Source organism: Deltaproteobacteria bacterium, assembly GCA_016709225.1.
Taxonomy (GTDB): domain Bacteria; phylum Myxococcota_A; class Polyangia; order Nannocystales; family Nannocystaceae; genus Xiheibacterium; species Xiheibacterium phototrophicum.
Genome location: JADJEE010000001.1, coordinates 2,560,854 through 2,584,507, shown reverse-complemented (window position 1 = coordinate 2,584,507; position 23,654 = coordinate 2,560,854). Strand labels below are relative to the sequence as shown.

At 71.9% G+C, this 23,654-nt stretch carries 20 protein-coding genes; 15 read left to right on the top strand and 5 right to left on the bottom strand.

The window, feature by feature from the left end; translation table 11 throughout:
- Nucleotides 1-2 precede the first annotated feature (2 nt).
- The 6 genes from IPH07_10485 (at nucleotide 3) to IPH07_10460 (ending at nucleotide 5,721) form a co-directional block, all read left to right on the top strand.
- On the top strand, nucleotides 3-347 hold the full coding sequence (locus IPH07_10485; protein ID MBK6917816.1) for a hypothetical protein: 345 nt from the start codon (nucleotides 3-5) through the stop codon (nucleotides 345-347).
- A complete protein-coding gene (locus IPH07_10480) occupies nucleotides 338-550 on the top strand; it encodes a hypothetical protein (protein MBK6917815.1) in 213 nt (70 codons plus the stop codon). The genes IPH07_10485 and IPH07_10480 overlap by 10 nt, the downstream gene beginning before the upstream one ends.
- 152 nt (nucleotides 551-702) lie before the next feature.
- On the top strand, nucleotides 703-3,090 hold the full coding sequence (locus IPH07_10475; GenBank protein ID MBK6917814.1) for a molybdopterin-dependent oxidoreductase: 2,388 nt from the start codon (nucleotides 703-705) through the stop codon (nucleotides 3,088-3,090).
- Nucleotides 3,084-4,079 carry an FAD binding domain-containing protein gene (locus IPH07_10470; protein MBK6917813.1) on the top strand — a complete coding sequence of 332 codons (996 nt, stop codon included), beginning with the start codon at nucleotides 3,084-3,086 and terminating at the stop codon, nucleotides 4,077-4,079. Before IPH07_10475 ends, IPH07_10470 begins: the two co-directional genes overlap by 7 nt.
- On the top strand, nucleotides 4,080-4,643 hold the full coding sequence (locus IPH07_10465) for a helix-turn-helix transcriptional regulator (GenBank protein MBK6917812.1): 564 nt from the start codon (nucleotides 4,080-4,082) through the stop codon (nucleotides 4,641-4,643).
- Between the two features lie 82 nt (nucleotides 4,644-4,725).
- Nucleotides 4,726-5,721, top strand: coding sequence for an endonuclease (locus IPH07_10460; protein ID MBK6917811.1), 996 nt, complete (start codon nucleotides 4,726-4,728; stop codon nucleotides 5,719-5,721).
- Here the strand turns inward: IPH07_10460 and IPH07_10455 are convergent.
- Nucleotides 5,713-6,987 (bottom strand): hypothetical protein, encoded by a 1,275-nt coding sequence (locus IPH07_10455; protein MBK6917810.1) that lies wholly within the window; start codon nucleotides 6,985-6,987, stop codon nucleotides 5,713-5,715. The two genes, IPH07_10460 and IPH07_10455, sit on opposite strands and share 9 nt — an antisense overlap.
- Nucleotides 6,988-7,040: 53 nt before the next feature.
- Nucleotides 7,041-7,949 carry a hypothetical protein gene (locus tag IPH07_10450; protein ID MBK6917809.1) on the bottom strand — a complete coding sequence of 303 codons (909 nt, stop codon included), beginning with the start codon at nucleotides 7,947-7,949 and terminating at the stop codon, nucleotides 7,041-7,043.
- 280 nt (nucleotides 7,950-8,229) lie between these two features.
- Here IPH07_10450 and IPH07_10445 point away from each other — a divergent pair, with 280 nt between their 5' ends.
- The 9 genes from IPH07_10445 (at nucleotide 8,230) to IPH07_10405 (ending at nucleotide 18,026) form a co-directional block, all read left to right on the top strand.
- Nucleotides 8,230-9,537, top strand: coding sequence for a hypothetical protein (locus tag IPH07_10445; protein ID MBK6917808.1), 1,308 nt, complete (start codon nucleotides 8,230-8,232; stop codon nucleotides 9,535-9,537).
- A 117-nt stretch (nucleotides 9,538-9,654) separates the two neighbouring features.
- Nucleotides 9,655-11,199 carry a c-type cytochrome gene (locus tag IPH07_10440; protein ID MBK6917807.1) on the top strand — a complete coding sequence of 515 codons (1,545 nt, stop codon included), beginning with the start codon at nucleotides 9,655-9,657 and terminating at the stop codon, nucleotides 11,197-11,199.
- A 42-nt stretch (nucleotides 11,200-11,241) separates the two neighbouring features.
- Entirely contained in the window at nucleotides 11,242-13,485 is a 2,244-nt protein-coding gene (locus IPH07_10435; GenBank protein MBK6917806.1) for a xanthine dehydrogenase family protein, read from the top strand.
- Nucleotides 13,486-13,977 carry a (2Fe-2S)-binding protein gene (locus IPH07_10430; protein MBK6917805.1) on the top strand — a complete coding sequence of 164 codons (492 nt, stop codon included), beginning with the start codon at nucleotides 13,486-13,488 and terminating at the stop codon, nucleotides 13,975-13,977.
- Nucleotides 13,974-14,858 carry an FAD binding domain-containing protein gene (locus tag IPH07_10425; protein ID MBK6917804.1) on the top strand — a complete coding sequence of 295 codons (885 nt, stop codon included), beginning with the start codon at nucleotides 13,974-13,976 and terminating at the stop codon, nucleotides 14,856-14,858. Before IPH07_10430 ends, IPH07_10425 begins: the two co-directional genes overlap by 4 nt.
- Before the next feature lie 105 nt (nucleotides 14,859-14,963).
- Nucleotides 14,964-15,209, top strand: coding sequence for a hypothetical protein (locus IPH07_10420; protein ID MBK6917803.1), 246 nt, complete (start codon nucleotides 14,964-14,966; stop codon nucleotides 15,207-15,209).
- 104 nt (nucleotides 15,210-15,313) lie between these two features.
- Complete coding sequence (locus IPH07_10415) at nucleotides 15,314-16,633, top strand: hypothetical protein (protein MBK6917802.1); 1,320 nt, start codon at nucleotides 15,314-15,316, stop codon at nucleotides 16,631-16,633.
- A gap of 23 nt (nucleotides 16,634-16,656) precedes the next feature.
- On the top strand, nucleotides 16,657-17,262 hold the full coding sequence (locus IPH07_10410) for a hypothetical protein (protein ID MBK6917801.1): 606 nt from the start codon (nucleotides 16,657-16,659) through the stop codon (nucleotides 17,260-17,262).
- Nucleotides 17,259-18,026, top strand: a complete 768-nt coding sequence (locus IPH07_10405; protein MBK6917800.1) for a peptidase M15 — start codon at nucleotides 17,259-17,261, stop codon at nucleotides 18,024-18,026. The genes IPH07_10410 and IPH07_10405 overlap by 4 nt, the downstream gene beginning before the upstream one ends.
- A 19-nt stretch (nucleotides 18,027-18,045) precedes the next feature.
- On the opposite strand, the gene IPH07_10400 is transcribed toward IPH07_10405, so the two are convergent.
- The 3 genes from IPH07_10400 to IPH07_10390 are packed head-to-tail and all read right to left on the bottom strand — an operon-like array spanning nucleotide 18,046 to nucleotide 23,542.
- Nucleotides 18,046-19,617 (bottom strand): hypothetical protein, encoded by a 1,572-nt coding sequence (locus IPH07_10400; protein MBK6917799.1) that lies wholly within the window; start codon nucleotides 19,615-19,617, stop codon nucleotides 18,046-18,048.
- Nucleotides 19,618-19,634: 17 nt separating this feature from the next.
- A complete protein-coding gene (locus IPH07_10395) occupies nucleotides 19,635-20,789 on the bottom strand; it encodes a hypothetical protein (protein MBK6917798.1) in 1,155 nt (384 codons plus the stop codon).
- Nucleotides 20,789-23,542: a TonB-dependent receptor gene (locus IPH07_10390; protein ID MBK6917797.1), complete on the bottom strand. Its 2,754-nt coding sequence runs from the start codon at nucleotides 23,540-23,542 to the stop codon at nucleotides 20,789-20,791. The genes IPH07_10395 and IPH07_10390 overlap by 1 nt, the downstream gene beginning before the upstream one ends.
- Nucleotides 23,543-23,654 lie beyond the last annotated feature (112 nt).

The following is a 23,654-nucleotide window of genomic DNA, read 5'->3' as shown; positions in this document are numbered from 1 at the left end:
CCATGAAGACGAACCTTGTCCTGACCTGCATGATGGTGCTCGGCGTTGCGTGCGGCGGTGATGACTCGAGCACCGATGGTGGTGCCGACAGCAGCACGACCGCGAGCACGACCGCGAGCACGACCGACTCGACCACCGCCAGCACGACCGCCAGCACGACCGCGAGCACGACCGACTCGACCACCGCCAGCACGACCGCGACGTCGAGCACGACCGACACCAGCGGTAGCGACTCGAGCAGCGCCAGCGGCTCGGACTCCGGCAGCAGCAGCGCGGATCGACCACCGACGCCAGCAGCTCGGGCGACGCCGGCAGCTCGAGCACGACCGACGCGTGCGTGTCGCTGACCGACGACCCCTCGGCGATCGGCAATGTGTGCGACGTCGATGCCGACTGCCCGGATGGCTACGCGTGCTTCGAGGCCGGTGGCATCGTCGCGATGTCGAACTGCCACATCCTGTGCACGATGGACTGCGAGTGCCCCGACGGCTACACGTGCCAGATGCAGAACATCAAGGGCAACATGTTCAGCGAGTGCCTGCAGCCCTGAGGGCGCCCCCGATCGCGCCACGATCGCAGGAACCGAGATCGGCGCGGACGCGCACGTGGCAGGGGTCACGCGCGCGTGCGTGGTCGGGTCGGCGTCCACCGTGATATCCCCTTGGGTGAGCGCCGCGCCGTCTCGCGGTGACGCCTTCGCCGATGCCGGACGACGCAGCAAAGACCGTGACGCGCGTGGTGCCCAAGGGCGGCCTGGTGGGCAAGAGCCACCGCAAGGTCGACGCCATGGAGCGCATGCGCGGGGTGACGCGCTACACCGACGACCTCGCGCTGCCGGGCATGCTGCACGCGAAGATCAAGCGCAGCCCCCATGCCCACGCGCGCATCGTGTCGATCGATGCCAGCGCCGCGCTGGCGATGCCGGGGGTCTTCGCGGTCGTCACCGGCAAGGACTTCCCGACCCCCTACGGCATCATCCCGTGGACGCCCGACGAGACCGCGCTGGCGGTCGACAAGGCGCTGCACGTCGGTGACGGCGTCGCGGCCGTGGCCGCGATCGACGAGGACACCGCGATCGCAGCGTGCGATGCGATCGCGATCACCTACGAGCCGCTGCCGCCGATCTTCGATCCCGAGCAGGCGCTGCGCGAGGCCGACAGCAACCCCATCAATCCCTACGCCAAGCACGGCAACCTCTCGAAGGAGGTGCTGCTCGAGTTCGGCGACGTCGAGGCCGGGCTCGCGGGCGCGCCGCTGGTGATCGAGGGCGACTACTTCTTCGAAGGCACCACCCACGCGGCGATCGAGCCCCACTGCGCGCTGGCACAGGTGGAGCCGAACGGGCTGCTGACGGTGTGGTCGTCGACGCAGGTCTCGCACTACCTGCACCGCGAGCTGTCGAAGGTGCTCGAGCTGCCGGCCCATCGCGTGCGCGTGATCCAGCCGCCGCTGGGCGGCGCGTTCGGGGGCAAGAGCGAGCCCTTCGATCTCGAGTTCGTGGTCGCCAAGCTCGCGATGGCGACGCGACGCCCGGTCAAGCTGCTCTACACCCGCGAAGAGGTCTTCTACGCCCACCGCGGCCGCCACCCGATGCGCATGCACTACCGCACCGGCTTCTCGAAGGACGGCAAGATCCTCGCGATGGACGCCCGCACGGTGCTCGACGGCGGCGCCTACTCGAGCTTCGGCCTGGTCACGACCTACTACTCGGGGCAGCTGGCGTGCTCGCCGTACGTGATGGGCGCGTACCGCTTCCACTCGAAGCGCGCGTACACCAACAAGCCCGCGTGCGGGCCCAAGCGCGGCCACGGCAGCGTGCAGCCCCGCTTCGCCACCGAGGTGCAGCTCGACAAGGCTGCGGTCGCGCTCGGCCTCGATCCCATCGAGCTCCGACGTCGCAACGACATCGGTGCCGACGCCCGCACCGTCAACGAGTTCTGCATCGGCAGCAACGGCTTCCTCGAGTGTCTCGAGAAGGTCGAGCACGCCAGCGGCTGGCGCGAGCGCCGGGCCACGCTGCCCTACGGCCGCGGCCTCGGGGTCGCCGGCAGCACGTACATCTGCGGCACCAACTACCCCATCTATCCCAACAAGCTGCCGCAGGCGGCGGTGCAGATCTGCCTCGATCGCAGCGGCCGCGCGCGGGTGTTCTCCGGCGCCAACGACATCGGCCAGGGCAGCAACACGATGCTCGCGGTCATCGTCGGCCACGAGCTCGGCCTGCCGCTCGAGGACATCCGGGTGCTGTCGGCCGACACCGATCTGACGCCGGTCGATCTGGGCGCGTACAGCTCGCGCATCACCCTGATGGTCGGCAACGCGTGCCTCGAGGCGGCCCAGAAGCTGCGCAAGCGGGTCGCCGGCGCGGTCGCGAAGCGCTGGGGCGTGCCCGCGGGCCGCGTGGTGCTGGCCGATCGTCTCGCCATCGATCGCGAGCAGCCCGACCAGCACGTCGCGATCACGCAGGCGTTCTGGTGGGCGGAGGAAGACCACGGCCTGCTCGGCGAGGTCGGCTCGTACAACACCCCGAAGGATCGCCACGGCGACTACCGCGGCGGCACCATCGGCGCGTCGCCGGCCTACAGCTTCACCGCCCACGTCGCGGAGGTCGCCGTCGACCCCGACACCGGCGTGGTCGAGGTCGGCACCATCTGGGTCGCACACGACTGCGGGCGCGCGCTCAGCCGCAAGGTCGTCGAGGGCCAGATGGAGGGCTCGGCGTACATGGGCTTCGGCGAGGCCATCATGGAGCAGCACATCGTCGATCCTGCCCACGGCGGCGTGCACACCGGGCCCAGCCTGCTCGACTACCGCATCCCGACCTTCCTCGACACACCGACGCTGCACAGCCTCATCGTCGAGGCCCCCGACGCGCAGGGGCCCTACGGCGCCAAGGAGGCCGGTGAGGGGCCGCTGCACCCGTCGATTCCGGCCATCGCCAACGCGATCTACGACGCGGTCGGGGTCCGCATCGACACGCTGCCGTTCTCACCGCCCAAGGTGCTGCGCGCGATCCAGGCCCGTCGCAAGGCCGAGGCCGCGGGCGAGCTGCCGGCGCACAAGCCCGAGTCCACGAGGACGCCATGCTGAGGTTGCCCCTGCTCGACGTGGTACGGCCACGGGACCTCGACGACGCGCTGGCGCTGCTCGCCACGCCCGGTGCGCGCGTGGTCGCCGGCGGCACCGACCTGCTGCCCAACCTCAAGCACCGGCTCGATCGGCCGCCGCTGCTGGTGTCGCTCGCGGGCTTGCCCGAGCTCGAGCGCATCGCGGTCGACGTGTGCGCCGGGGTGCTGCGCATCGGCGCCGCGGTCACGCTCACGAATCTCGCCGAGGACGCGCGCGTGCGCGAGTCGTTCCCCAGCCTCGCCCACGCCGCAGGCCACGTCGCGAGCCCGCTCATCCGCAACATGGGCACCCTGGGCGGCAACGTGAACCTCGACACCCGCTGTCGCTACGTCAACCAGACCGAGTTCTGGCGCTCGGCGATCGGTGGCTGCCTCAAGAGCGAGGGCAGCGTGTGCCACGTCGTGCCGGGCGGTCGCAACTGTGTGGCCGCGATGTCGAGTGACTGCGTGCCCGTGCTCATCGGCTTGGACGCCAGCATCGTGCTGCGGTCGGTCCGCGGCGCCCGCGAGCTGCCGCTGGCGGAGTACTTCCAGGCCGACGGCACCCGCCACACGGTGCGCGCCGACGACGAGCTGGCGTGTGAGATCCGCGTGCCGCTGCCGACTGGACCCCGTCGCTGCGCGTACACCAAGTGGTCGGTGCGCAAGAGCATCGACTTCCCGCTGGTTTCGATCGCACTGCGCTTCGATCTCGATGCCGACCGTGTCGACGCGATGATCACCGCGGTGCGCGTGGTCGTCGGCGTGCTCGGTGCGCGCCCGCGCGAGGTGACGCGGCTCGACGATCTGGTCGGCGCCAGCCTGAACGATCCCGCGGTCGCCGAGGCGGTCGCGACCCGCGTGCACGGACAGTGCAAGCCGCTCGAGAACGTGCCGTACGAGGCCGGCTATCGCCGCGAGATGCTGGCGGTGCACACCCGCCGTGCGATCGCGGCGATGGTGGGGGCGTAGATGGCCGCCGCCCGCGATCCCGCGGCGGCGCTGGCGACCAACGTCCGCATGCTCCGCGAGTCGCGGGGCCTCACCCACGCCCAGGCCGCGACGCTGGCGGGCCTGCCCCGCGCGACCTGGACCAACCTCGAGTCGGGCGCCAGCAACCCCACGCTCGCGGTGCTGCTCGCGGTCGCCACCGCCCTGCAGATCACCCTCGACGAGCTGGTCGCGCCGCCGCGGGCGACCGCGCGGCTGTACAAGCAGGACGCGCTGGTGCAGCGACGACGCGGCGACGCCATCATCCGCAAGCTCTTGCCCGATCCGCTGCCGGGCCTCGACATCGAGCGCATCGAGCTGCCCCCGGGGGCCGGCTTCGCCGGGGTCCCACACACCGCGGGCACACGCGAGTACCTGACGTGCGAGCGTGGTGCGATGGAGCTCGCGGTGGCGGGCACGAAGTATCGGCTCGAGGCCGGCGACGTGGTGGTCTTCCGCGGCGATCAGAACCACGGCTATCGCAACCCGACCGCCAAGCCAGCGGTGGCGTTCTCGGCGGTGGTGCTCGCGCCGGGTCCGGTCTGACGCCACGTCGTCCGCCCGGCGATCTGGCGCTCGCCCCAAGGGATTTGCGCCGCGCGCGGGATCGGCAGTAGGCTTCGCCGCGATGCTGCGGTTGCGTTGGTGGTGGCCCCGCGGGCCGGTGGGCGCGGTCCTGTGGCTCGTGGCGTGTTCCGGCAGCCCGACCACGCAAGACGGCAAGGACGGCAAGGACGCCGAGAAGGCCGCGACGAGCAAGCCCGCCGCCAAGCCGGTGCCAGCGCCCGTACCCACGCCGACGCCGCCGACGCGCGCGCTGCCCAAGACGCTGACGCGCAGCGACGCCGAGGCCAAGGCTGGCGAGATCTGGGCCGACCACCGGCAGTCGTTCTACTGCGGCTGCGCGTTCACCAACGATCGCAAGACCGTGCGCGCGTCGTGTGGCTACAAGACCCGCGCGAACGAGGCCCGCGCCCACGTCATCGAGTGGACGCAGGTGGTGCCGCCGTCGGCGTTCGGTGCCCACCGTGCATGCTGGACCACCGAGGCCTGTCGCCGCGACGACGGCACCGCCTACGGCGGGATCGAGTGCTGTCGCAGCGCCGACCCGGTGTTCGCGGCGATGGAGTCGGACCTCTACAACCTCGTGCCGGTGATCGGCGAGGTGATCGAGGATCGCTCGGACCACGCGCTCGGCGAGATCAAGGGCGAGGAGCGGCTCTACGGTGCCTGCGATGTCGAGGTCGACACCGCCGCGGGGGTGATCGAGCCGCCCGAGCGCATGCGAGGTGACATCGCACGGGTCTACCTCTACATGCGCGCCACCTACGGCGACGAGCTCCACGTCGCACCCGAGCAGTGGAGCTTGCTCGAGTCCTGGAACGCGGCCGACCCCGCCGACGACTGGGAGCGCACGCGATCGGCCCGCATCGCCGCGGTGCAGGGGCAGGGTGATCCGCAGCTCGCGGGCGCCCCGGCACCCGCCCCGGCACCCGGGACGCCCGCCGCGGCCCCTGCCGAAGCGGGGTCGAAGGGCGCACCGAAGCAGGGCGCACCGAAGCAGGGCAAGCCCAAGGCCCCGCCCAAGCCCGCGCCGACCGACGCACCCGCGCCGTCAGAATAGAAACGTCAGCTGCACGCGCACCCGGTCGCCGCGCAGATCGCCGTCGCCCCACAGGTGCACGAAGTCGGCCTGCAGCTTGAGCGCATGGCCGGCGAAGTAGTACGAGAGCCCCGGTCCGGCCTCGTTGCGATCCGCGATGCCGGTGGTGCCGAGCCCACGCACACCCGAGTAGCGTGCGGCGAGTTCGAGCGGTGCGCGGGGGATCAACAACCCGGCCTGCGCGGTCCAGCCGACGCCGTTGCGGGCGGCCTCGCGGGGCGCCGGCGCTGTCGTGCCCGCGGCGTCGGTCACGGTCGCGTCGCCGTACTCGCGCTTGCCGTGGCGAAACCACACGTCCGCGAGCAGCGAGAACCCGGCGACCTTGAACGCGAGATCGGCCGTGACGTTGTGGGTGTCGGTGGTGCCGCCGTCGGACGGCGCCCCGCCGCCGATGGCTCGGGTGCGGTGGTCGTCGTCGGCGAAGGCATACGCGCCGCCGAGGGCGAGCTTGGGCCGGCGTCGCCGCGCGAGGTCGGACTCGACGTCGTCGTCGAAGTCGCCGAGCGGCAGCACCTCGAAGCGACCGTAGTAGATCATGCCGAAGTCGGTCGGCTTGGCGAACTCGGTGCCCTCGCCCATGAACACGCCGAGGTGATAGCGCAGCTTGCCGAGCCCGAAGAGGTCCTTCGAGCCGAGGTCGATGCCGACGTCGCGCTCGAGCCCGAACTCCGCGCTCGCGAGCGAGAAGTCGATCATCTGCAGCTTGAGGACCGGCTCGACCCGCTGGCGCGAGTAGGGGATGAAGAAGAAGCCCACCTGCGGCACGAGGTTGGCGAAGCGCTCGAAGCGGAGCCACGCCTGGAAGACCGGCGACTGGCGGGTCGCACCGTCGACGAGGCCGAGATCCCGCGGGGACAGCTGCGCCTGCAGGTAGTACTTCACGGTCTCGGAGAACATGTTGCCGCTGAAGAACACGCGCATGCGTCGGACCTCGAGCATCTGCGAGGTCTGCGGCGTGCCCCGCGGGCGTGGGCGCTGGTCGTCGATGGTGTAGAGGAACTGGCCGCCGAGCCCGAGCGACAGCGAGAAGCGGCGATCTTGGGTGGTGAAGGTGAGCCCGCGGCCCAGCTCGTAGCGCGGGCGCTCCTCGAGCGCGGCCGCGGCCTGCCCTGCGGCCTCGCCGTGGGGCCGCACGATCGGCGGATCGCGTGGGCTATCCACGGCGGGGGGCGACGACGCGGCCTCGACGAGGCCGCCCAGCGCGAGCAGGAACGCGGCGGTGATCATGCGAGCGCGGCGGCGGGATGATAGCCCGCATCGGCGCGGCGTCGATGCTCGCTTCAGCGAGCCGCGAGCACGTGCTGGAGCGCTGCGTCGCCGGCCGCGATGAACTCGGGTGCCTGGTGCGCGCGGCCCCACGTGGCCGTGCACAGCCCCTGCAAGAGCGCGAGCTGTCGCGCGCACGCCCACGCCCGCGCGTCGAGCTCGCGACCCCAGCCGCGCAGGAACGCGAGCACCCGTGGTGCGTCGGGCTGCAGTGGCACGCACGCGCGCACGAGGTCGGTGAGCGGGTGATCGCCGCGGGCGTGACCGAAGTCGACGCACGCGACCTGCAGATCGGCGCCGTGCCCCTGCACCCGCCAGTTGCGGGGATCGAAATCGCGGTGGCACGCGACCCTGCGGTGTCCCTCGAACGGCGAGGTGTCGATGCGCGCCGCGATCGCGTCGCACAGCGGCGCCGGCAGGTGGGCGCGCGCGCGGCCCAGCCACACGCGGAAGCGCCGGGACAACGCGTCGCCGATCGCGACCGGATCGTCGTCACCACAGGGCACCGCGTCGAGGCGCCGGCGCAGCGCGCCGGCCCCCGCCCAGATCGCGATCGCGTCGCTCGGATGTCGGGCGATCGCGTCGACGGCATCGGCGCCCGCGACGTGGGTCATGAGCAGCGCCCGCAGGGCCGGCGCGGCGGCCAGCAGCCGCGGCGCGCCGCAGTGGTCCGCCTCGACGAGCCCGTCCGCGGCGCGCAGGGCCTCGCACTCGCGCGCGAAGCCGCGATCGGCCCGCACACACTTGAGCACCGCGATCGCGCGGCTGTGATCGCGCGGATCGTGGAGCACGAAGACCGCGGCGGTGGTGCCACCGCCGCAGCGCCGCGCGACGAGACGGTCGGCCGAAGGGGCGCCGAGCTCGGCACTGGCCCACACCAGCGCCGCGCGCGCTGCTTCGTCATCGGGGACTGCGTTCGCCATGCTCGCGAAGGGTCGGTGCGCGGCGAGCCTATCGCCTTCGTCGCAGCGCGCCGTCCAGGGGCGGCGTGACCTGGATCGCATCCGCTTCGCGCAGGCCCTGCGAGGGTTCGCGCGCGCGTGCTCGGCTTGCGCAGTGCTGGCGCCTGCGCCTATCCTCGTGCGCTCGTCGGATTCCGCGTGCGCTTGGCGTTCGACACTCCTGCACAGTGGCTCGGCCGCATCGTTCCCCCGCGATGACGCGCCGACCCGGTTGACCCTGACCTCCGAGAAGGAGCCCCCCGTGCTGCGAAACCTCGCCCTTTGTGCCCTCGCCGCGCCCGCGCTCGCGCTGCTCGCCCCGTCTGCTGCGCACGCCGAGGCGCCCGTCGATGCGCCGCCTGGGTGGTCGCCGACCTGGGACATGTCGCTGGAGGAGCTGCAGGCGATCGGGCTCGGGCAATCGCGCGGCAATCCGGTGCCCGCCCGACGGCCGCCGGGCTTGGTCGACGAGGTGCGGCCGCAGCAGGCCGACGTGGCCGCGGTGATCTTCGTGCAGTTCGAGCCGATCACGCTGACCGAGGGCTTCGACGACTCGCACAACGACATCTCCGAGATCGCCGGTGGCGACTTCGAGGGCTACGGCGGCGACGCGTCGGCGCGCGCGGCCGTGATCGAAGCGGTGCGGATCGACTGGGCGCCCTACAACGTGCTGGTCACCGACACGCGCCCGAGCTCGGGCGACTACACGATGAACGTGACCACGCCGACCAATCCCTTCGGCGGCGGCGTCCTCGGCATCGCGCCGCTCGACTGCTCGAACATGTTCAACAAGAACAACATCACCTTCGCGTTCCACGGCGCGGGTGATGGCTTTCCGGCGCCGATCCAGGCCACCACCATCGGCCAGGAGGTCGCGCACTCCTACGGCCTCGAGCACGTCGACGATCCCACCGACATCATGAACCCGGTCAACTCGGGCGGCGATCCGTCGTTCCGCGACGAGTGTCTGCCGGTGGTGCAGGGTGGCGCTTGCCCCGAGCAACACGAGCCCAATTGCGGCTCGGGCTTCAGCCAGAACGCGCACCAGGATCTGCTCGATCTGTTCGGGCCGGCGAAGCCCGACACCGAGGCACCGCTGGTGCAGATCGTCGCGCCCGGTGATGGCGCGAGCTATCCCGTGGGCGCCGACTTCGAGATCGTCGTGATGGCCACCGACGACAATGCCGTGCAGACGGTGCAGCTCTTCAACGGCGCCGCCGATCTCAACAAGACCGACATGACCGCGCCGTTCGGCTGGGACGTCGCCGACATCCCCGCCGGTGACTACGCCTTCACGGTCAAGGCGATCGACCTCGCCGGCAACGAGGCCATGAGCAACGTCGTGCACGTCCACGTCGGCGACGATCCGCCGGACGACTCGGGTGGCTCGGCGTCCGCCGACGGCACCGGCGATGGCGGCGGCGACACCGAAGGCGACAGCGATCCCGGCCAGGACGGCGGCGAGGCATCTGGCTGCGGCTGCACCAGCGACGCGCCCGCGCCCGCGGGTGGCCGCGTGGGCCTGCTCGCGCTGGTCGCCGCGCTGGGCCTGCGTCGCCGCCGGCGCTGAGCTCATCGACGCCGCGGGCGATCGATCGCTGCAGCGGCGGGCCGCGTCGCTTGACGCGGCGGCCGCGGTGCCGGACGCTGGCGAGCGATGCGGGGGGCGACACGGGCATCGTTGTGCATGGCGTGGTTGCACGCCGCGTGTTCGTTCGACGCCAGCGGTCAGCCGACCGCGGACGCGAGCACCGGCACCAGCGGCACCGCGCACGGCAGCTCGGGCGCGACCGCGGCCGCCTCCGACAGCGGTTCCGCCGTCGACACCACCGCAGCCGACGGCAGTGGCGAGGGCGGGCTGCCGCCCGGTCCGTGGGACGACGGCTGGCCGATCCCCGCCGAGCCGCAGACCGAGGGCGATCCGGAGGCTGGCTGGTATCAGCTGACCCACGAGGGTTACGTCTCGTGCGGCATCCCGCTGTCGATGTGGGGCCTGCTGGCGCCGTTCATGTCGAACTTCACGGGCGGGGAGCCGCTGCCCGATCGCGACGGCGACAACGCGAACATCCCGTACAACTGGAACGTGCACGTCGCCGGCAGCGGCGTGAAGGTGGTCTCGCAGAACTGCCTGACCTGCCACGCCGGCCGCTTCGACGGCAAGCTCGTGATCGGGCTGGGCGACGTCGACACCGACTTCACGCAGCGCATCGATCAGCTGCTCGAGCTGGTGCCGACCCCCGATCTCCCCGCCGGTGATCTCGACGAGCTGAGCAAGTTCCTCGATCGCCTCAAGGTGCTCGGGCCCTACACGACCATGCGCACGGTCGGCACCAACCCCGCGGAGCCGATGGCGGTGACCTTGGTGGCGCACCACGATCGCGACACCCTGGCGTGGTCCGACGAGCCGCTGCAGCCGCTGCCCGAGATCATCGTGCCGTCGGATCCGCCGCCGTGGTGGCGCGCGCACAAGAAGAACGCGCTCTTCTACAACGCGATGGCCCGCGGCGATCACCGCGGCACCATGATGCTGGCGTCGTCGCTGTGCACCGACAGCGTCGACGAGGCCACCGCGATCGCGGCCTACTTCAACAACATCCACGCCTTCGTGCGATCGGTGCGGGCGCCGCTGTACCCGTACCCGATCGACGCGCCGCTGGCCCAGGCCGGCGAGCCGGTGTTCCTGGCCCACTGCGCGGGCTGCCACGGCACCTACGCCAGCGGGGCCGCCGGTCACGACGACAGCGGTGACACCTATCCCAACCTGCTGCTGCCGCTCGACGTGATCGGCACCGACCCGGTGGTCGCGCAGGGCGGGACCATCTACGCGCCGCAGATGGTCGAGTGGTACAACCTGTCGTTCTACGGCACGATCACCCGCATGGCGCCGGACGAGCCCTTCGAGGGCTACGCCGCGCCGCCGCTCGACGGCATCTGGGCGACCGCGCCGTTCTTCCACAACGGCTCGGTGCCCAACCTCGCCGCCGTGATCGACTCGAGCAAGCGCCCGACCTACTGGAAGCGCGTCGATCACGACACCACGAACTTCGACCAGCCCTCCGTGGGCTGGCCGTACGTGGCGCTGGACTACGGTCAGGACCAGGCCGACGCGGCCGAGCGGCGCCACATCTACGACACCACGCAGTTCGCCCACGGCAACGGCGGGCACGACTTCGGCGACGCGCTCGACGACGCCGAGCGCCGGGCGCTGCTCGAGTACCTGAAGACGCTGTAGTGCGGCCCTCGCCGGCGCCCGCGCTTGGTATGCTCGCGCGGTATGGCTGACGGCTTCGTCGGACGCAGCGTGCCGCGTCGAGAAGGGCACGACAAGGTCACGGGCGCGACCTCCTACGTCGACGACGTGGTGCTGCCGGGCATGTGGCACGGCGTCACCGTGCGCTCGAACGTGGCGCGGGCCAAGCTGCTCGGCATCGAGTTCGGCGCGGGCATCCCGTGGCACGAGTTCGCGATCGTCACGGCCGCCGACCTGCCGGGGCCCAACGTCGTCAAGCTGATCGACGTCGATCAGCCGCTGCTGGCCCACGGCGAGATCCACCACGCCGACGAGCCGGTGGTGCTGCTGGCCCACCCCGATCGCGCGATGGCGGAGCGGGGACGCGCGGCCGTCACGTTGCGGCTCGAGCCGCTGCCGGCGGTGTTCGATCTCGACGCAGCGCTGCGCGGCGACGTGATCGTGTGGGGCAAGGACAACCTGTTTCGCGAGTACCTCACCGGCCACGGCGACGTCGATGCAGCGCTCGCCGATCCCGACCTGGTGGTGGTCGAGGGCACCTACGAGACCGGCGCGCAGGAGCAGATGTACATCGAGCCCCAGGGCATGATCGCCGAGTACGACGACGCCACCGGCGTGTGCGTGCAGGGCTCGCTGCAGTGCCCGTACTACGTGCACGCGGCCCTGGTGGCGCTCTTCGAGCTGCCGCCCGAGAAGATCCGCGTGATCCAGACGGCGACCGGCGGCGGCTTCGGCGGCAAGGAGGAGTACCCCTCGGTGATCGCCGCCCACGCGGCGGTGCTGGCCCGCAAGGCCGGCCGGCCGGTGAAGCTGATCTACGATCGCGTGGAGGACGTCCGCGCGACCACCAAGCGTCACCCCTCGCGCACCCGCCATCGCACGGCGGTGCGCAGGGACGGCACCTTGGTGGCGATGGACATCGACTTCGTGATCGACGGCGGTGCCTACCTGACGCTGTCGCCGGTGGTGCTCTCGCGCGGGGCCATCCACGCCGCCGGGCCCTACCGCTGCGAGCACGTGCGCGTGCGGGCGCGGGCGGTCGCCACCAGCCATCCGCCGCATGGGGCCTTCCGCGGCTTCGGTGCGCCGCAGAGCGTGTTCGCGCTGGAGCGCCAGCTCGATCGGGTCGCCGACGCGCTCGGCATGGACCCCGCGGCGCTGCGCCGCAAGAACCTGCTGCGGCAGGGCGAGCGCACGGCGGTCGGTCAGTTGATCGACGAGCCCATCGCGCTGGAGGCGGTGCTCGATCGCGCGCTGGCGTCGTCGCGCTGGCACGAGCGCCGTGCCGCCCACGAGGCCTTCAACCGCAGCACCGACGGGCCGCTGCGCCGCGGCATCGGGCTCGCCACGTTCATGCACGGGGCCGGCTTCACCGGCGCCGGCGAGGTCCACCTGGCCTCGGTGGCGCACCTCGAGGCCCATGTCGACGGCACCCTCGAGGTGCTCGCCGCATCGACCGAGATCGGCCAAGGCACCACCACGATCTTCGCGCAGATCGTCGCGGACGCGATCGGCCTGCCGATGGAGCGCGTGCGCGTGGCCCGGCCCGACACCGCGGCGGTGCCCAACAGCGGACCGACGGTGGCCTCGCGCACGACGATGGTGGTGGGCAACCTGCTGCGCCGCGCCGCGCTCGAGATCCGCGCCAAGCTGGTCGCGGGCGGCGGGCTGCCGGCGGGCGACGGCGCGCTCGATCCGGCCGCGTTCACCCGCGCGGTCGCGGCCTTCGTCGAGCGCCATGGTCGCCTGCGCGGCGAGGCCCGCTACCAGCCGCCCGAGGGCCTGGCCTGGGACGAGAAGGCCTTCCGCGGCGATGCCTATGCCGCCTACGCGTGGGCGGCCTACGTCGCCGACGTGACCGTCGATCTGCGCACCGCCGAGGTTCGCATCGAGGACTTCGTGGCGGTGCAGGAGGTCGGGCGCGTGGTCAACCCGGTGCTGGCCGCGGGCCAGATCGAAGGTGGGGTCGCGCAGGCGATCGGCTGGGCGATCTACGAGCGCGTGGTGTGGAAGGACGGCCGCGTCGCCAACCCGCAGATGACCAACTACATCATCCCGACCTCGGTCGACACCCCGCCGATCCGCGTCGAGTTCATGGCGCCGTTCTTGGGCGACGACGCGCCGAGCAAGGGCATCGGCGAGCTGCCGATGGACGGGCCCGCGCCGGCGATCCTCGCCGCCATCGCGCATGCGAGTGGGGCCGACGTCACGGCCATCCCGCTGCTGCCCGAACAACTCATGCTCGCACTGCCAGGGGGCCAGGCCTAGATGGACCACGCGACTTCATTCTCGGTCAACGGCCGCGCCGTCACGGTGCAGGCCCATCCGCTCACGCGCCTGCTCGACGTGCTGCGCGAGCAGCTGCGCCTCTTCGGCACCAAGGAGGGCTGCGGCGAGGGCGAGTGCGGCGCGTGCTCGGTGTTCGTCGACGGCGTGGTGGTCAACAGCTGCCTGGTGCCGATCGGTCAGTGCGAGGGCGTGGCGGTCGAGACCATCGAGGCGCTCGCCGACGATCCACGGGTGCGTGTGCTGCAGGACGCGTTCGTGCGCTGCGGCGGGGCCCAGTGCGGCATCTGTACCCCCGGCATGCTGGTGGCCGCGACCGCGTTGGTGCGCACGCGACCGCAGGCCGACGCCGACGAGATTCGCACGGCGCTCGCGGGCAACCTGTGCCGCTGCACCGGCTACGTGCGCATCGTCGACGCGGTCGCCCAGGCCTGCGACGAGCTGGTGCGCAGCGGCGACGCAGGTGCGCGATGAGGGCCACACTCGACGGCTTCGAGGTCGCCCGCGCGCGCAGTCTCGACGACGTGCTCGCGCGCTTTGCCGAGGGCGGCTGGTCGGCGCTCGCCGGTGGCACCGATCTCATGGTGACGCTCGGTGCACTCGCGCTCGCGCCGTGCCGGCTGGTCGACGTGTGGGCGGTGCCGGAGCTGCGCGGCATCACCGTGCACGACGACGTCGTGGTGCTGGGCGCGCTCACGACCTACGCCGAGGTGCAGGCGCACCCGCTGCTCGTGGCCGAGTTCCCGATGCTGGTCGAGGCGGCGCGGCTCTCGGGGGCGGCGGCGATCCAGAACCGCGGCACCCTGGGGGGCAACGTCGCCAACGCATCGCCGGCCGCCGATAGCCCACCGGCGCTGCTGGCCTACGGCGCCGAGCTCGAGCTGGTCAGCCGCGCGGGGCGCCGGCGGGTGCCCTATCGAGGCTTCCACACCGGCTACAAGGCCTCGCTGCGGCGAGCCGACGAGATCATCACGGCGCTGGTCTTGCCGCGGCCGCGGGCGGGCACGGCGCCCGTGCAGCACTACCGCAAGGTCGGCACCCGCAAGGCCCAAGCGATCGCGAAGGTCGGGCTCGCGTTCGCGATGGATCTGCGCGACGGCGTGGTGCACGACGTGCGGCTGGGCCTGTCGAGCGTGGCCGCGACGCCATTGTTCGCCGAGCGCACCGCGGACTGCATGCGCGGGCGGCCGCTGCGGGCGATCATCGACGAGGCCGCGGCGACCTTGGCCGACGAGGTCACGCCCATCGACGACGTGCGCTCGACCGGTGCGTACCGCCGCCGGGTCGCGGTGAACCTGCTGCGCGACGCGCTGGAGGCGGCCGCCGCTGGTCGTGCGCCGGTCGATTCACTCTGATCCGCGACGCCCGTGCGACCGGCCACGTCGGCGACCACGCACGGCCGCGATCGACTGGCCGCGTCCGCACGGCGGTGTCACACTGCAATGTCGATGGTGGCTGGCATGGACAGAACCACGCGCGCGAAGATCGACTCGATGCTCTACGAAGTGCGCAGCTTCCCCGAGCGCGCGCCGTGGGACGTCGACGCGCTGGCCCGCCGCTATCAGACCGATCCGATGGTGATCCGGGCGCTGCTGGAGACCGAGGGCGTGGCGCTGGTGGAGGACGCCGACGACGACGTCGACCCCAATCAAACCACCCAGGTGATGAGCCAGGACGAGCTCGGGATCGACGGCTCGGGTCAATGACTGCCGGGCGCATCGTCGCCGGAGCATTGCCGCCGCTGGGGTGAGCTGCACGCCGACCGCGTGCAGGTTCTCGCGCGGCGTCGGCTTTGCTATCGTGCGCGCCCATGCTGCGTAGGCCCCGGGCGAGCGCGTGCACGATCCTCACCTGCGGGTTGGGCTTGCTGCTGGCGTCGAGCGACGGCGCTGCCGCGGCCCCTCGCAGCTACGACGGCCCGGCGGCGGTCGACGCTGCGGCCCAGCTCGACGCGGCCACGCTCGACGTGCGCACCGCGGTGCCGACCGACGACGTCGATGGCGATGACGCCGCCGACACGCAGGGCGACGACGAGGGCGATGACGACGAGGTCGAGGGCGACGAGGTCGAGGGCGACCCGGCGGCCGACGGCCAGATCACCGCGAGCGACGCGGCCGCCGCCGACGCCGAGACGCAAGACGGAGCCGAGCCGCCGGTGTCGACCGACGACCTCGCCGCGACCGGCGATCCCATGGCGATCGAGGTCCCGCGCAGCGCGGGCCGGGGCAAGGTGCCGTACCGCGCGCCCAAGCACCGCGTGGTCTATCGCAACCTGTTGGCGGGTCGCATCAACCCGCTCGGGCTCGTCGACGAGATCACGCTGGGCTATCGCCGGCGGCTGTCGAGCAAGTCGACGCCGATGTTCCGCGACGCCCACGTGATGCTCGGCGCCCACGGCTTCCTGACGCCGGCATTCCTGCGCGTGGGGCCGGCGATCGAGGTGCAGCCGGTGGGCGTGTTCTCGCTCGGCGCCAGCTACGACTACCTGGCCGCGTTCGGCACCTTCCAGCAGCTGCAGTCGTACCGCTCGCCGAGCGCGTCGTGGGGCCCGAAGGACCTGCGACGGGGCGTTCGCGAGGGCACCAACTACGCGACCGGCGGGCACCTGGTCACGCTGACCAACGTGTTGCAGGCGAAGATCAAGCGCTTCGCCCTGCGCAACACGCTGCGGGCGTACTGGTCGCACGTGCACCTGCGCAAGGGCGACCGCGTGTACTACGACCAGGCGCTCGACATCCTGATGCCGCAGAACGGCTGGGCGCTGACCAACGACACCGACGTGATGGCCATCTTCGACTTCGGCCTGCGCGTGGTGGTGCGGCACACGCTGACCCATGCGTTCTACCGACGCTCGGACTTCCCGCCGGGCGAGCCGGTCACGCAGCCCAACGGACCGACCTCGCGGCTGGGTCCCGCGCTGGCCTACACGTTCTTCGATCGTCCGGGCGCGCGCTTCAACCGCCCGACGATCCTCGTGCTCGCACAGTGGTGGCTGCGCCATCGCTGGCGCACGGGCACCCAGCTCAGCGCGGCCGTGCCGTATGCCGCGGTGGGCTTCAGCTTCGAGGGCGATCTGTACCCCGCGCGCAGGCGAACGCGCCGCAGCTCCGAGTCCCGCCCACGGCGCTGACGGGCTGCTACGATGGTGCCCCGATGGTCGAGTCGAGCGAGGTCTGGAAGCGCTGCAGCTCGTGCAAGAAGCCGCTGTCGTACGGCGCGCAGTACTACGTGTGCAGCGTGTCGACCTGCACGCGCAAGCGCACCGGCTTCGCGTTCTGCTCGGTCGATTGCTGGGAGACCCACCTGCCGCTGATGCGGCACCGCGAGGCCTGGGCGGTCGAGGAGGTCGCGCCCACCAAAGAAGCGTGGGCGCGGGAGCTGGCGGCCGAGGCGGGTGACGGCGCAGGCGCGTCCCGGCCAGCAAGCGCCGCGGCCTCGACCGCCACCGGCGGCAGCGCGCCGGCACCTGCGAGCGCGCCCGCGGTGGTGCGGCGCGCCGGTGAGCCCGATCGTGGGCGTCGCATCGCGGTGCCGAGCGCACCCGCCGAGCCGCCGCCGCCGCGCGAGGTGCTGGTGATCGCATCGCGACTCAAGGAGTACATCCGTCAGCGCTACGGCATGAACACGTCCGATGGTGTGCTCGAGCCGCTGTCGGACCATCTGCGCATGCTCTGCGATCGGGCGGTGCTCGCGGCCCGCGACGAGGGGCGCAAGACCGTGCTCGACCGCGACCTCGCGTTCCTCGACGACGAGCGATGAGTCGCGTCGTCGCGTGGTCGCTGCTGGCGATCGCGGTCGCCTGCGGCGGCGAGCCGCCGCCGGCCTCGGCGACGACCTCCGCCGCATCGACGGTGATGCCCGCGGGGTCGTCGACCTCGGCGTCACCCGAACCGCCGACGGCGCCCGCGACCGCACGGCGACCCGCCCGTCCGCCCGAGCCGGCGGTGCCGCAGCTGCGCCCGCCGCCGCCGGGCCTGGCCGATCTGCGCGAGGCCGTGCCGGCCGCCCGCTTCGCCATCGGCTACGCCACGGCCGACAACTTCACTGCCGCGCCGCTGCCCGGCTACGGGGCACCCGGCGCGTGGGCCCACCCCGCGCTCGCAGCGGCACTGGCCGAGGTCGACGCCGTGCTGCTCCGCGAAGGCCTGGGGCTCTTGATCTACGACGCCTACCGCCCGCGGCGCGCGACCGCGGCGATGGTGGCATGGGCGCGACGCAGCGGCCGCACCGATCTGCTCGATGACGGCTACATCGCGGCGCGATCCCAGCACAACCGCGGGCTCGCGATCGACGTCACGTTGGTCGAGCGTCCGACCGGCACGCCGCTGGCGATGGGCACGGCGTGGGACACGTTCTCGCGCGACAGCGCCACCTTCGCGGTGCAGGGCGAGGCGCGACGCAACCGCGAGCGACTGCGGGCCGCGATGATCGCCGTCGGCCTGCGCCCGCACGACGGCGAGTGGTGGCATTTCGCGCTGCCGCATGCCGACGCGCCGGTGCTCGACGTCGCCTACGCGCCTTGATCGGGGATGCGCTGCGCGATCACGGCGGCGCGCCGGCGTCGATCCACGCGCGCACGGTCGCGATCACGGCATCATCGAGCAGCACCGGCGCGTTGCGGGGCATGTGCGCCACGATCGCGCCAGCGTCGTTGGTCGGTTCGCACTCGGCCAGCAGACGATACAGCCAGCTGCCGTCGGGATCGCCGGGGGCGACGAGCGGCAGCGAGGTCTTGGCGGTGACGCTGTGGCCGAGCAGTGCGTCGTGCAGATCGCTGCGCGTGAGATCGAGGCCGCCCGCGGCCGCGAGACCGTGGCAGCCCGAGAACGAGCACGCGGGCGCGAACAGCGTCTGGCGGATCGTTGCCAGCGTGGGCTCCGGCAGCGGCGCCGCGGTGCGGTCGACGTCGTGGCACACCGGCACCGGTGGCAGCCCGGCGTCGTCGTCGTCCACCGGCGGCACGTACAGCGGTGCCGCGAGCTCCGCGGGCGTCGGCGGGCCCTGGCTGCCACTGCGCGGGTAGCCGATCACGAAGCACGAGCCCTCGAAGTGCTTGATGTCGTCCTCGGTGCCGACGAAGTGCGAACCGCTGATCACGGAGCCATCGAGCAGCATGTCGGACTCGACCAGCAGCAGCATCACGCACATCTCCTGGTCGCCCACGCCCCAGCCCACGTCCTCGGAGCGGAAGTTGTCGTAGCCGCAGGTGAACGCGAGGCCGTCGCTGCCCTCGAGCTCGAGCGGCGGGTCGTAGGTGCGTCCGTTGGCCTCGGCGTCGAAGCCCTCGAGCTGGTAGAGGGTCTTGCCGTCGTCCTCGCCGCCGACCACCCGCAGATCGAAGTAGTCGCCGAGGCCGTGGTAGTGCGGCAGTGCGTAGTGGATCTTCAGGCGGTCCCACAGCGACGGGTCGTTGCCCGCGAGGTAGCTGCGGAAGTCGCATGCACCGCTGTTGCGCACGCGGCTGGAGGCGGGGATGTCGAGGTCGAGGTACGACAGCCGCATGGGCGTGAGCACGACATCGACCTCGCGCGGATGGATGAGGTCGAGCGTCAGCCACAGGTTGGTGGCGAGCTCGCGCGGCGAGAGGTTCAACAGGTGGACGCCGCCGACGATGCGGCTGTGCGCGGGGATCTTGATCACCGCGCCGGCGGCGGTGCGTTGGGTCTCGGTCCAGGTCTGGGTCGACTGGGCGAACAGCACCGTGCCGGCCTGCGCCGCGGCGATCTCTTCGAAGCCGCGGGAGCCACAGTCCCAGTAGCCGTCATCGCCCTCGTAGACGTCGTCGGGCACCACGAACCAGTTGCTGTGGTGGAAGCTCGAGAGGTTGGAGAGCGTGACCGCCTGCACGTAGAGCGGCTGCTCGTTGTGCAGCGTCCACGACACGCACGGCTCGGTCTCGCCGAACGGCGGCAGCACGCCGTCGCCGAACTCGTGCGTGACGCTGGCGTGGTCGGTGCCGTCGCCGGTGTCACGACCACCGTCGGAGCTGTCGAGCGGCACGACGGTGTCGCCGGTGTCCTCGGAAGGCGGCGCCGAGAGCCAGCCGGAGCCACAGCCGAGCCACAGCGGCGTCGTCAGCAGGGCGAGGGCTCGGCGCGTCGACGATCCCACCATCGCCGACGACCGTAGCATCATCCGTCGCTGGGTGGACCGCCCTGCACACGGACCTGGAAGTAGGTCCAGGTCACCCCCTGACGATCGTCGCGCAGCACGTAGAACACGGTCGCCAGCGCGTGGGGCGGCACCTCGGTGTCGTCCTGCTCGTCAGGGGTCAGTCGCCAGGTGTTCTTCGCCAGCGGGTCGTTGCTGGTGGGCGATAGCAGCGCCCCCCAGGTCACGAACCACCGCGCGTCGTAGGTCTCGTCGCGCTCGGTGAAGGTACCGTCGTCGCGCGGGATCACGTAGGTCTGCAGATCGTCCTCGCGGGCCTGCGCCTCGAGCTCGATGCGCGCGCCCCATGGCAGCTCGATCACGTCGCCGGTCGCGAGGATCGCCGCGGCGATCATCGGTGCCTCGTCGCTCGCATCCTCGAAGGCCTGCAGCGAGAGCTGCTCGATCCGCGGGTGGCGGTCGGGATCGGGGATCGGGTCGGGCACGGCCGGCAGCGCCTCGGCGGGCACGCCGAACATCTGCGCCAGCTGGACCAGCGCGCCATCGGGGCCGACCGCGAGCCGCTGGGTCGCGTACACGCAGGCGGGGTCGGGGTCGTCGGCGCCGAGCAGCTGTGCCAGGCACAGGGCGGTGTCGCCCGAGCCGGGCGCGTGCCCGACCATGGTCAGCTCGATGTCGCCGCCGAGCAGGAAGCTGGCGTCGATCGGCACCGTGTAGCGCGGCCGCGCGGGATCGTCGGCGGTGATGCGGCACGGGCTCGGCGTGGTCGGCAGCATGCCGCTGCTGGGATCGAAGCCCGCGAGATCGGGTGGCGGACACTCGGGCACGTCGGCCACCGCCAGCGGCAGCGCGTCGGACAGGCAGCCGAACAGGCCCTGGACCGGCTGGAGATTGCACGCCAGCCACACCGGCTCGACCTCGGCGGCGATGCGGGCGGCGTTGAGCGGACCGTCGGGATCGACGAACAACGGCACCACCGTCGCGGTCGACAGCGGCATCGCCTCGGCCATGGTCGCGGCGTCCTCGGCCATGCCGGGCTCGTCGACCTCGACCCGCATCGCCAGCGGTCGCAGCGACACGATGCGCTCGACCTGCGGCAGCATGTCGCCGCAGCCACCCAGGCCGAGCACGCCCACGGCGACAGAACCCACGGCGGTGATGATGCGCGGCGTCATCAGAACTCGAGCTTGGTGCCCAGCGAGGGGATGATCGGCAGGCCCGCGATCGGCACCTGCGTGGTGAAGTCGTACGACTGGTTGAGGAACTCGGTGTTCTGATGGTTGTAGACGTTCTGCACGTCGAGGTACAGCGACAGCTTCACGCGCCGCCACACCCAGGTCTTGTCGATGCGGATGTCGAGCTGGTGGAACGCGGGCAGGCGCGACGAGTTGCGGCGGCCGTCGATCGGCAGGTACGAGCCCTGCGAGGCGTCGTAGACGGCGCCGATGGTCGGCGTGTACGGGTTGCCCGAGACCAGGCGGAAGCGGCCGCCGATCTGCCAGTTGCGCGGCAGCCTCCACACCCCGACGAGCGTGAGGATGTGGGTCTGATCGAAGTCCGCCAGCAGCATCGGTTCCGACGGCGCGGCGCGGCGCTCGCTGCGGTTGAGGGTGTACGCGACCCAGCCGAACACGCTGCCGGTCAGCTGCTTGCGCGCGAGGATCTCGAGGCCGTAGGTGCGACCGGTCTGGCTGTTCGCGAAGGTCTCCGGGCCGATCGAACCATCGGGACGCCGCACCACCGCGGTCGACGGCGCAATCTCGTCGTAGAGGTAGGTGAAGAAGCCGGTCGCGTCGATGCTGATGGCGTAGGGCAGCTGCTGCGAGACCCCGAGGCTGGTCTGCACCGCGCGCTCGAGCCCGACCCGCGGGTTGCCGAAGACCTTGCTGGCCTCGACCGGCTGGGCCGCCTGCGTGAACATGCCGACGCCGGCCTTGAGCACGGTCTTGTCGGCCACCTGCACCGCGCCGCGCAGGCGCGGCTCGACCGACGCGCGCGAGTAGATGCCGCCGAAGTAGCTCACGCGCACCCCCGGTGACAGCGTCACGCGATCGCCCGGCGTGAGGTCGACGGTCGAGTAGACCGCGGGGATCACCAGCCAGCCGGTCTGGCTCGATTGCAGCTGCGCGCCGGTGTCACCGCTCATCAGCGCTGCGACCGGCGGCGCGTCGACGGTCGCGGTGAAGCGACCCGAGCGCAGCTCGGTGCCCACGCGCCACTTCACGCCCTTGCTGGCCTGATGGGTGAGCTCCGAGCGCAGCGTCAGGTTGTGCACGCCGAGGTCGAACTGGAACACGTCCGAGATGCCGAATTGCAGCGTGTCGTAGCGGTACGACGGCGTGATGAGGAACTCCCAGGGGCCCTTCTTCTTGCGGTAGACCAGATCGACGCGGTGGAAGTACTGCGAGGTCTCGAAGCGATCGCGATCGTCGGTGCTGACGTCGTTGGGATCGGCCGCGACCAGCTTCAGCTTGTCGCTCGAGCCGAACACCCGCACCGAGAACTCGCCACCGCCCAGCGGGTAGTCGAAGAGGATCTGGTCGTCCCAGTAGCGCGGCGCGAGCGTGAGGTTGATGCCAGCGTCGTCGGGGATGACCCGCGGCAGCAGCAGGTCGATGTAGCTGCGCCGGGCCGCGACCGCGAACGAGCCCTTGCCGAGCTTGCCCTCGACCAGGAAGCCGCTGTCGAAGATGTCGCTGTCGATGTAGCCGTGGTAGCCGTCGCGTCGACCCTTGCGCGGCTGCACGTCGATGATGCCGCCGAGCACGTCGCCGTAGCGGCTGTCGAAGTTGCCGGGCACGAAGTCGATGCGCTCGAGGATGTCGGCGTTGAACACCGAGGTGAGCCCACCGAAGTGGTAGAGCAGTGGCACCTCGTGGTGACCGATGAACACCGCCGAGTCGTTGGGGCCGGTGCCGCGGATCGCCAGCAGGCCGAGGCCGAACGGCGCCCGGGCGACCCCGGGGAAGTTCTGGATCGCCTTGAGCGCGTCGCCCTGGGTACCGGGTAGGTTGCCGATCTCGGCCGGCGTGATGGTGCGGCGCGCGACCTCTTCGCGCTCCTCGCGGATCGATCGCACGACGGTGCGGTACGGATTGCTGGGCAGTCGCTGCAGGTAGTACTTGACCTCGAGGCTCTCGCCCTCGGTGAGGCGCTCGACGTACTCGATGCGCTCGAAGCCGGGCGCGAGCACGACCACGCGCACCAGCGTCGCTGGCGTGCCGCGGATGGTGAAGCTGCCATCCTGGTCGGAGCGCCGCGTGACCTGCCACGGCGGTGCGGCCGGGTCGGCGTAGCTGCGCTTCTTGACGCGGCCCTCCGGGGTTCCGTCGGGCGCGGGCACGACCACGATGGTGGCGCCCTCCACGGGGGTGCGTTGACCGGCCTCGAGCACCGCGCCGCGCAGGCGCAGCGCGCCGGCGCTCGCGTCGTCGCCGGTGATCGCCGCGTCGCCGGCCACCCCCGCGTCGCCGGCGTCCGGCGGCGTGTCGGCGTCGTCGACGGGATCGGTCACCGGGTCGGGCGTGGCGGGTGCGGGTGGTTCGAAGGGGATCGCCAGCCGCGTCGCGATCTCGACCGGCGCGCCGTCGAGGCTCGCGGGACGAAACCGCAGGCGGCCGACCGCCTCGAGCGCGAGCGCGTCGAGCTCGGGCACGAGCGACTGCTCGATCGAGAGCTCGAACGGCACGCCATCGACGCCGACCACGAAGCGCACGACCACCTCGCCCCGCGGCGGCGGTTCGCGCTCGGCCAGCGCGGTGGGGTACTCGATCACGACCTCGCTCAGTGGTTCGGGCGGGACCACGCGGGCGCGCGGGTCGTCGGCCGGGCTCGCATCGCCAGCGGGACCGGCCGCGCGGACCGGGCTCGCCACCGCGCCGGTGCCGGCCACGACCGCAGCCACGAGGGTGCATGCACGCGCGAGCATGCGGGCGCGGAGGCGGGGCAGGGCGGACGCGCGCACGAGGGCGGGGCGAATCTAGCAGCAGTCCGCGTTTGCGCGACAGGGTCGGGCCCGACGAATTCGCGGTCGTCGGGGC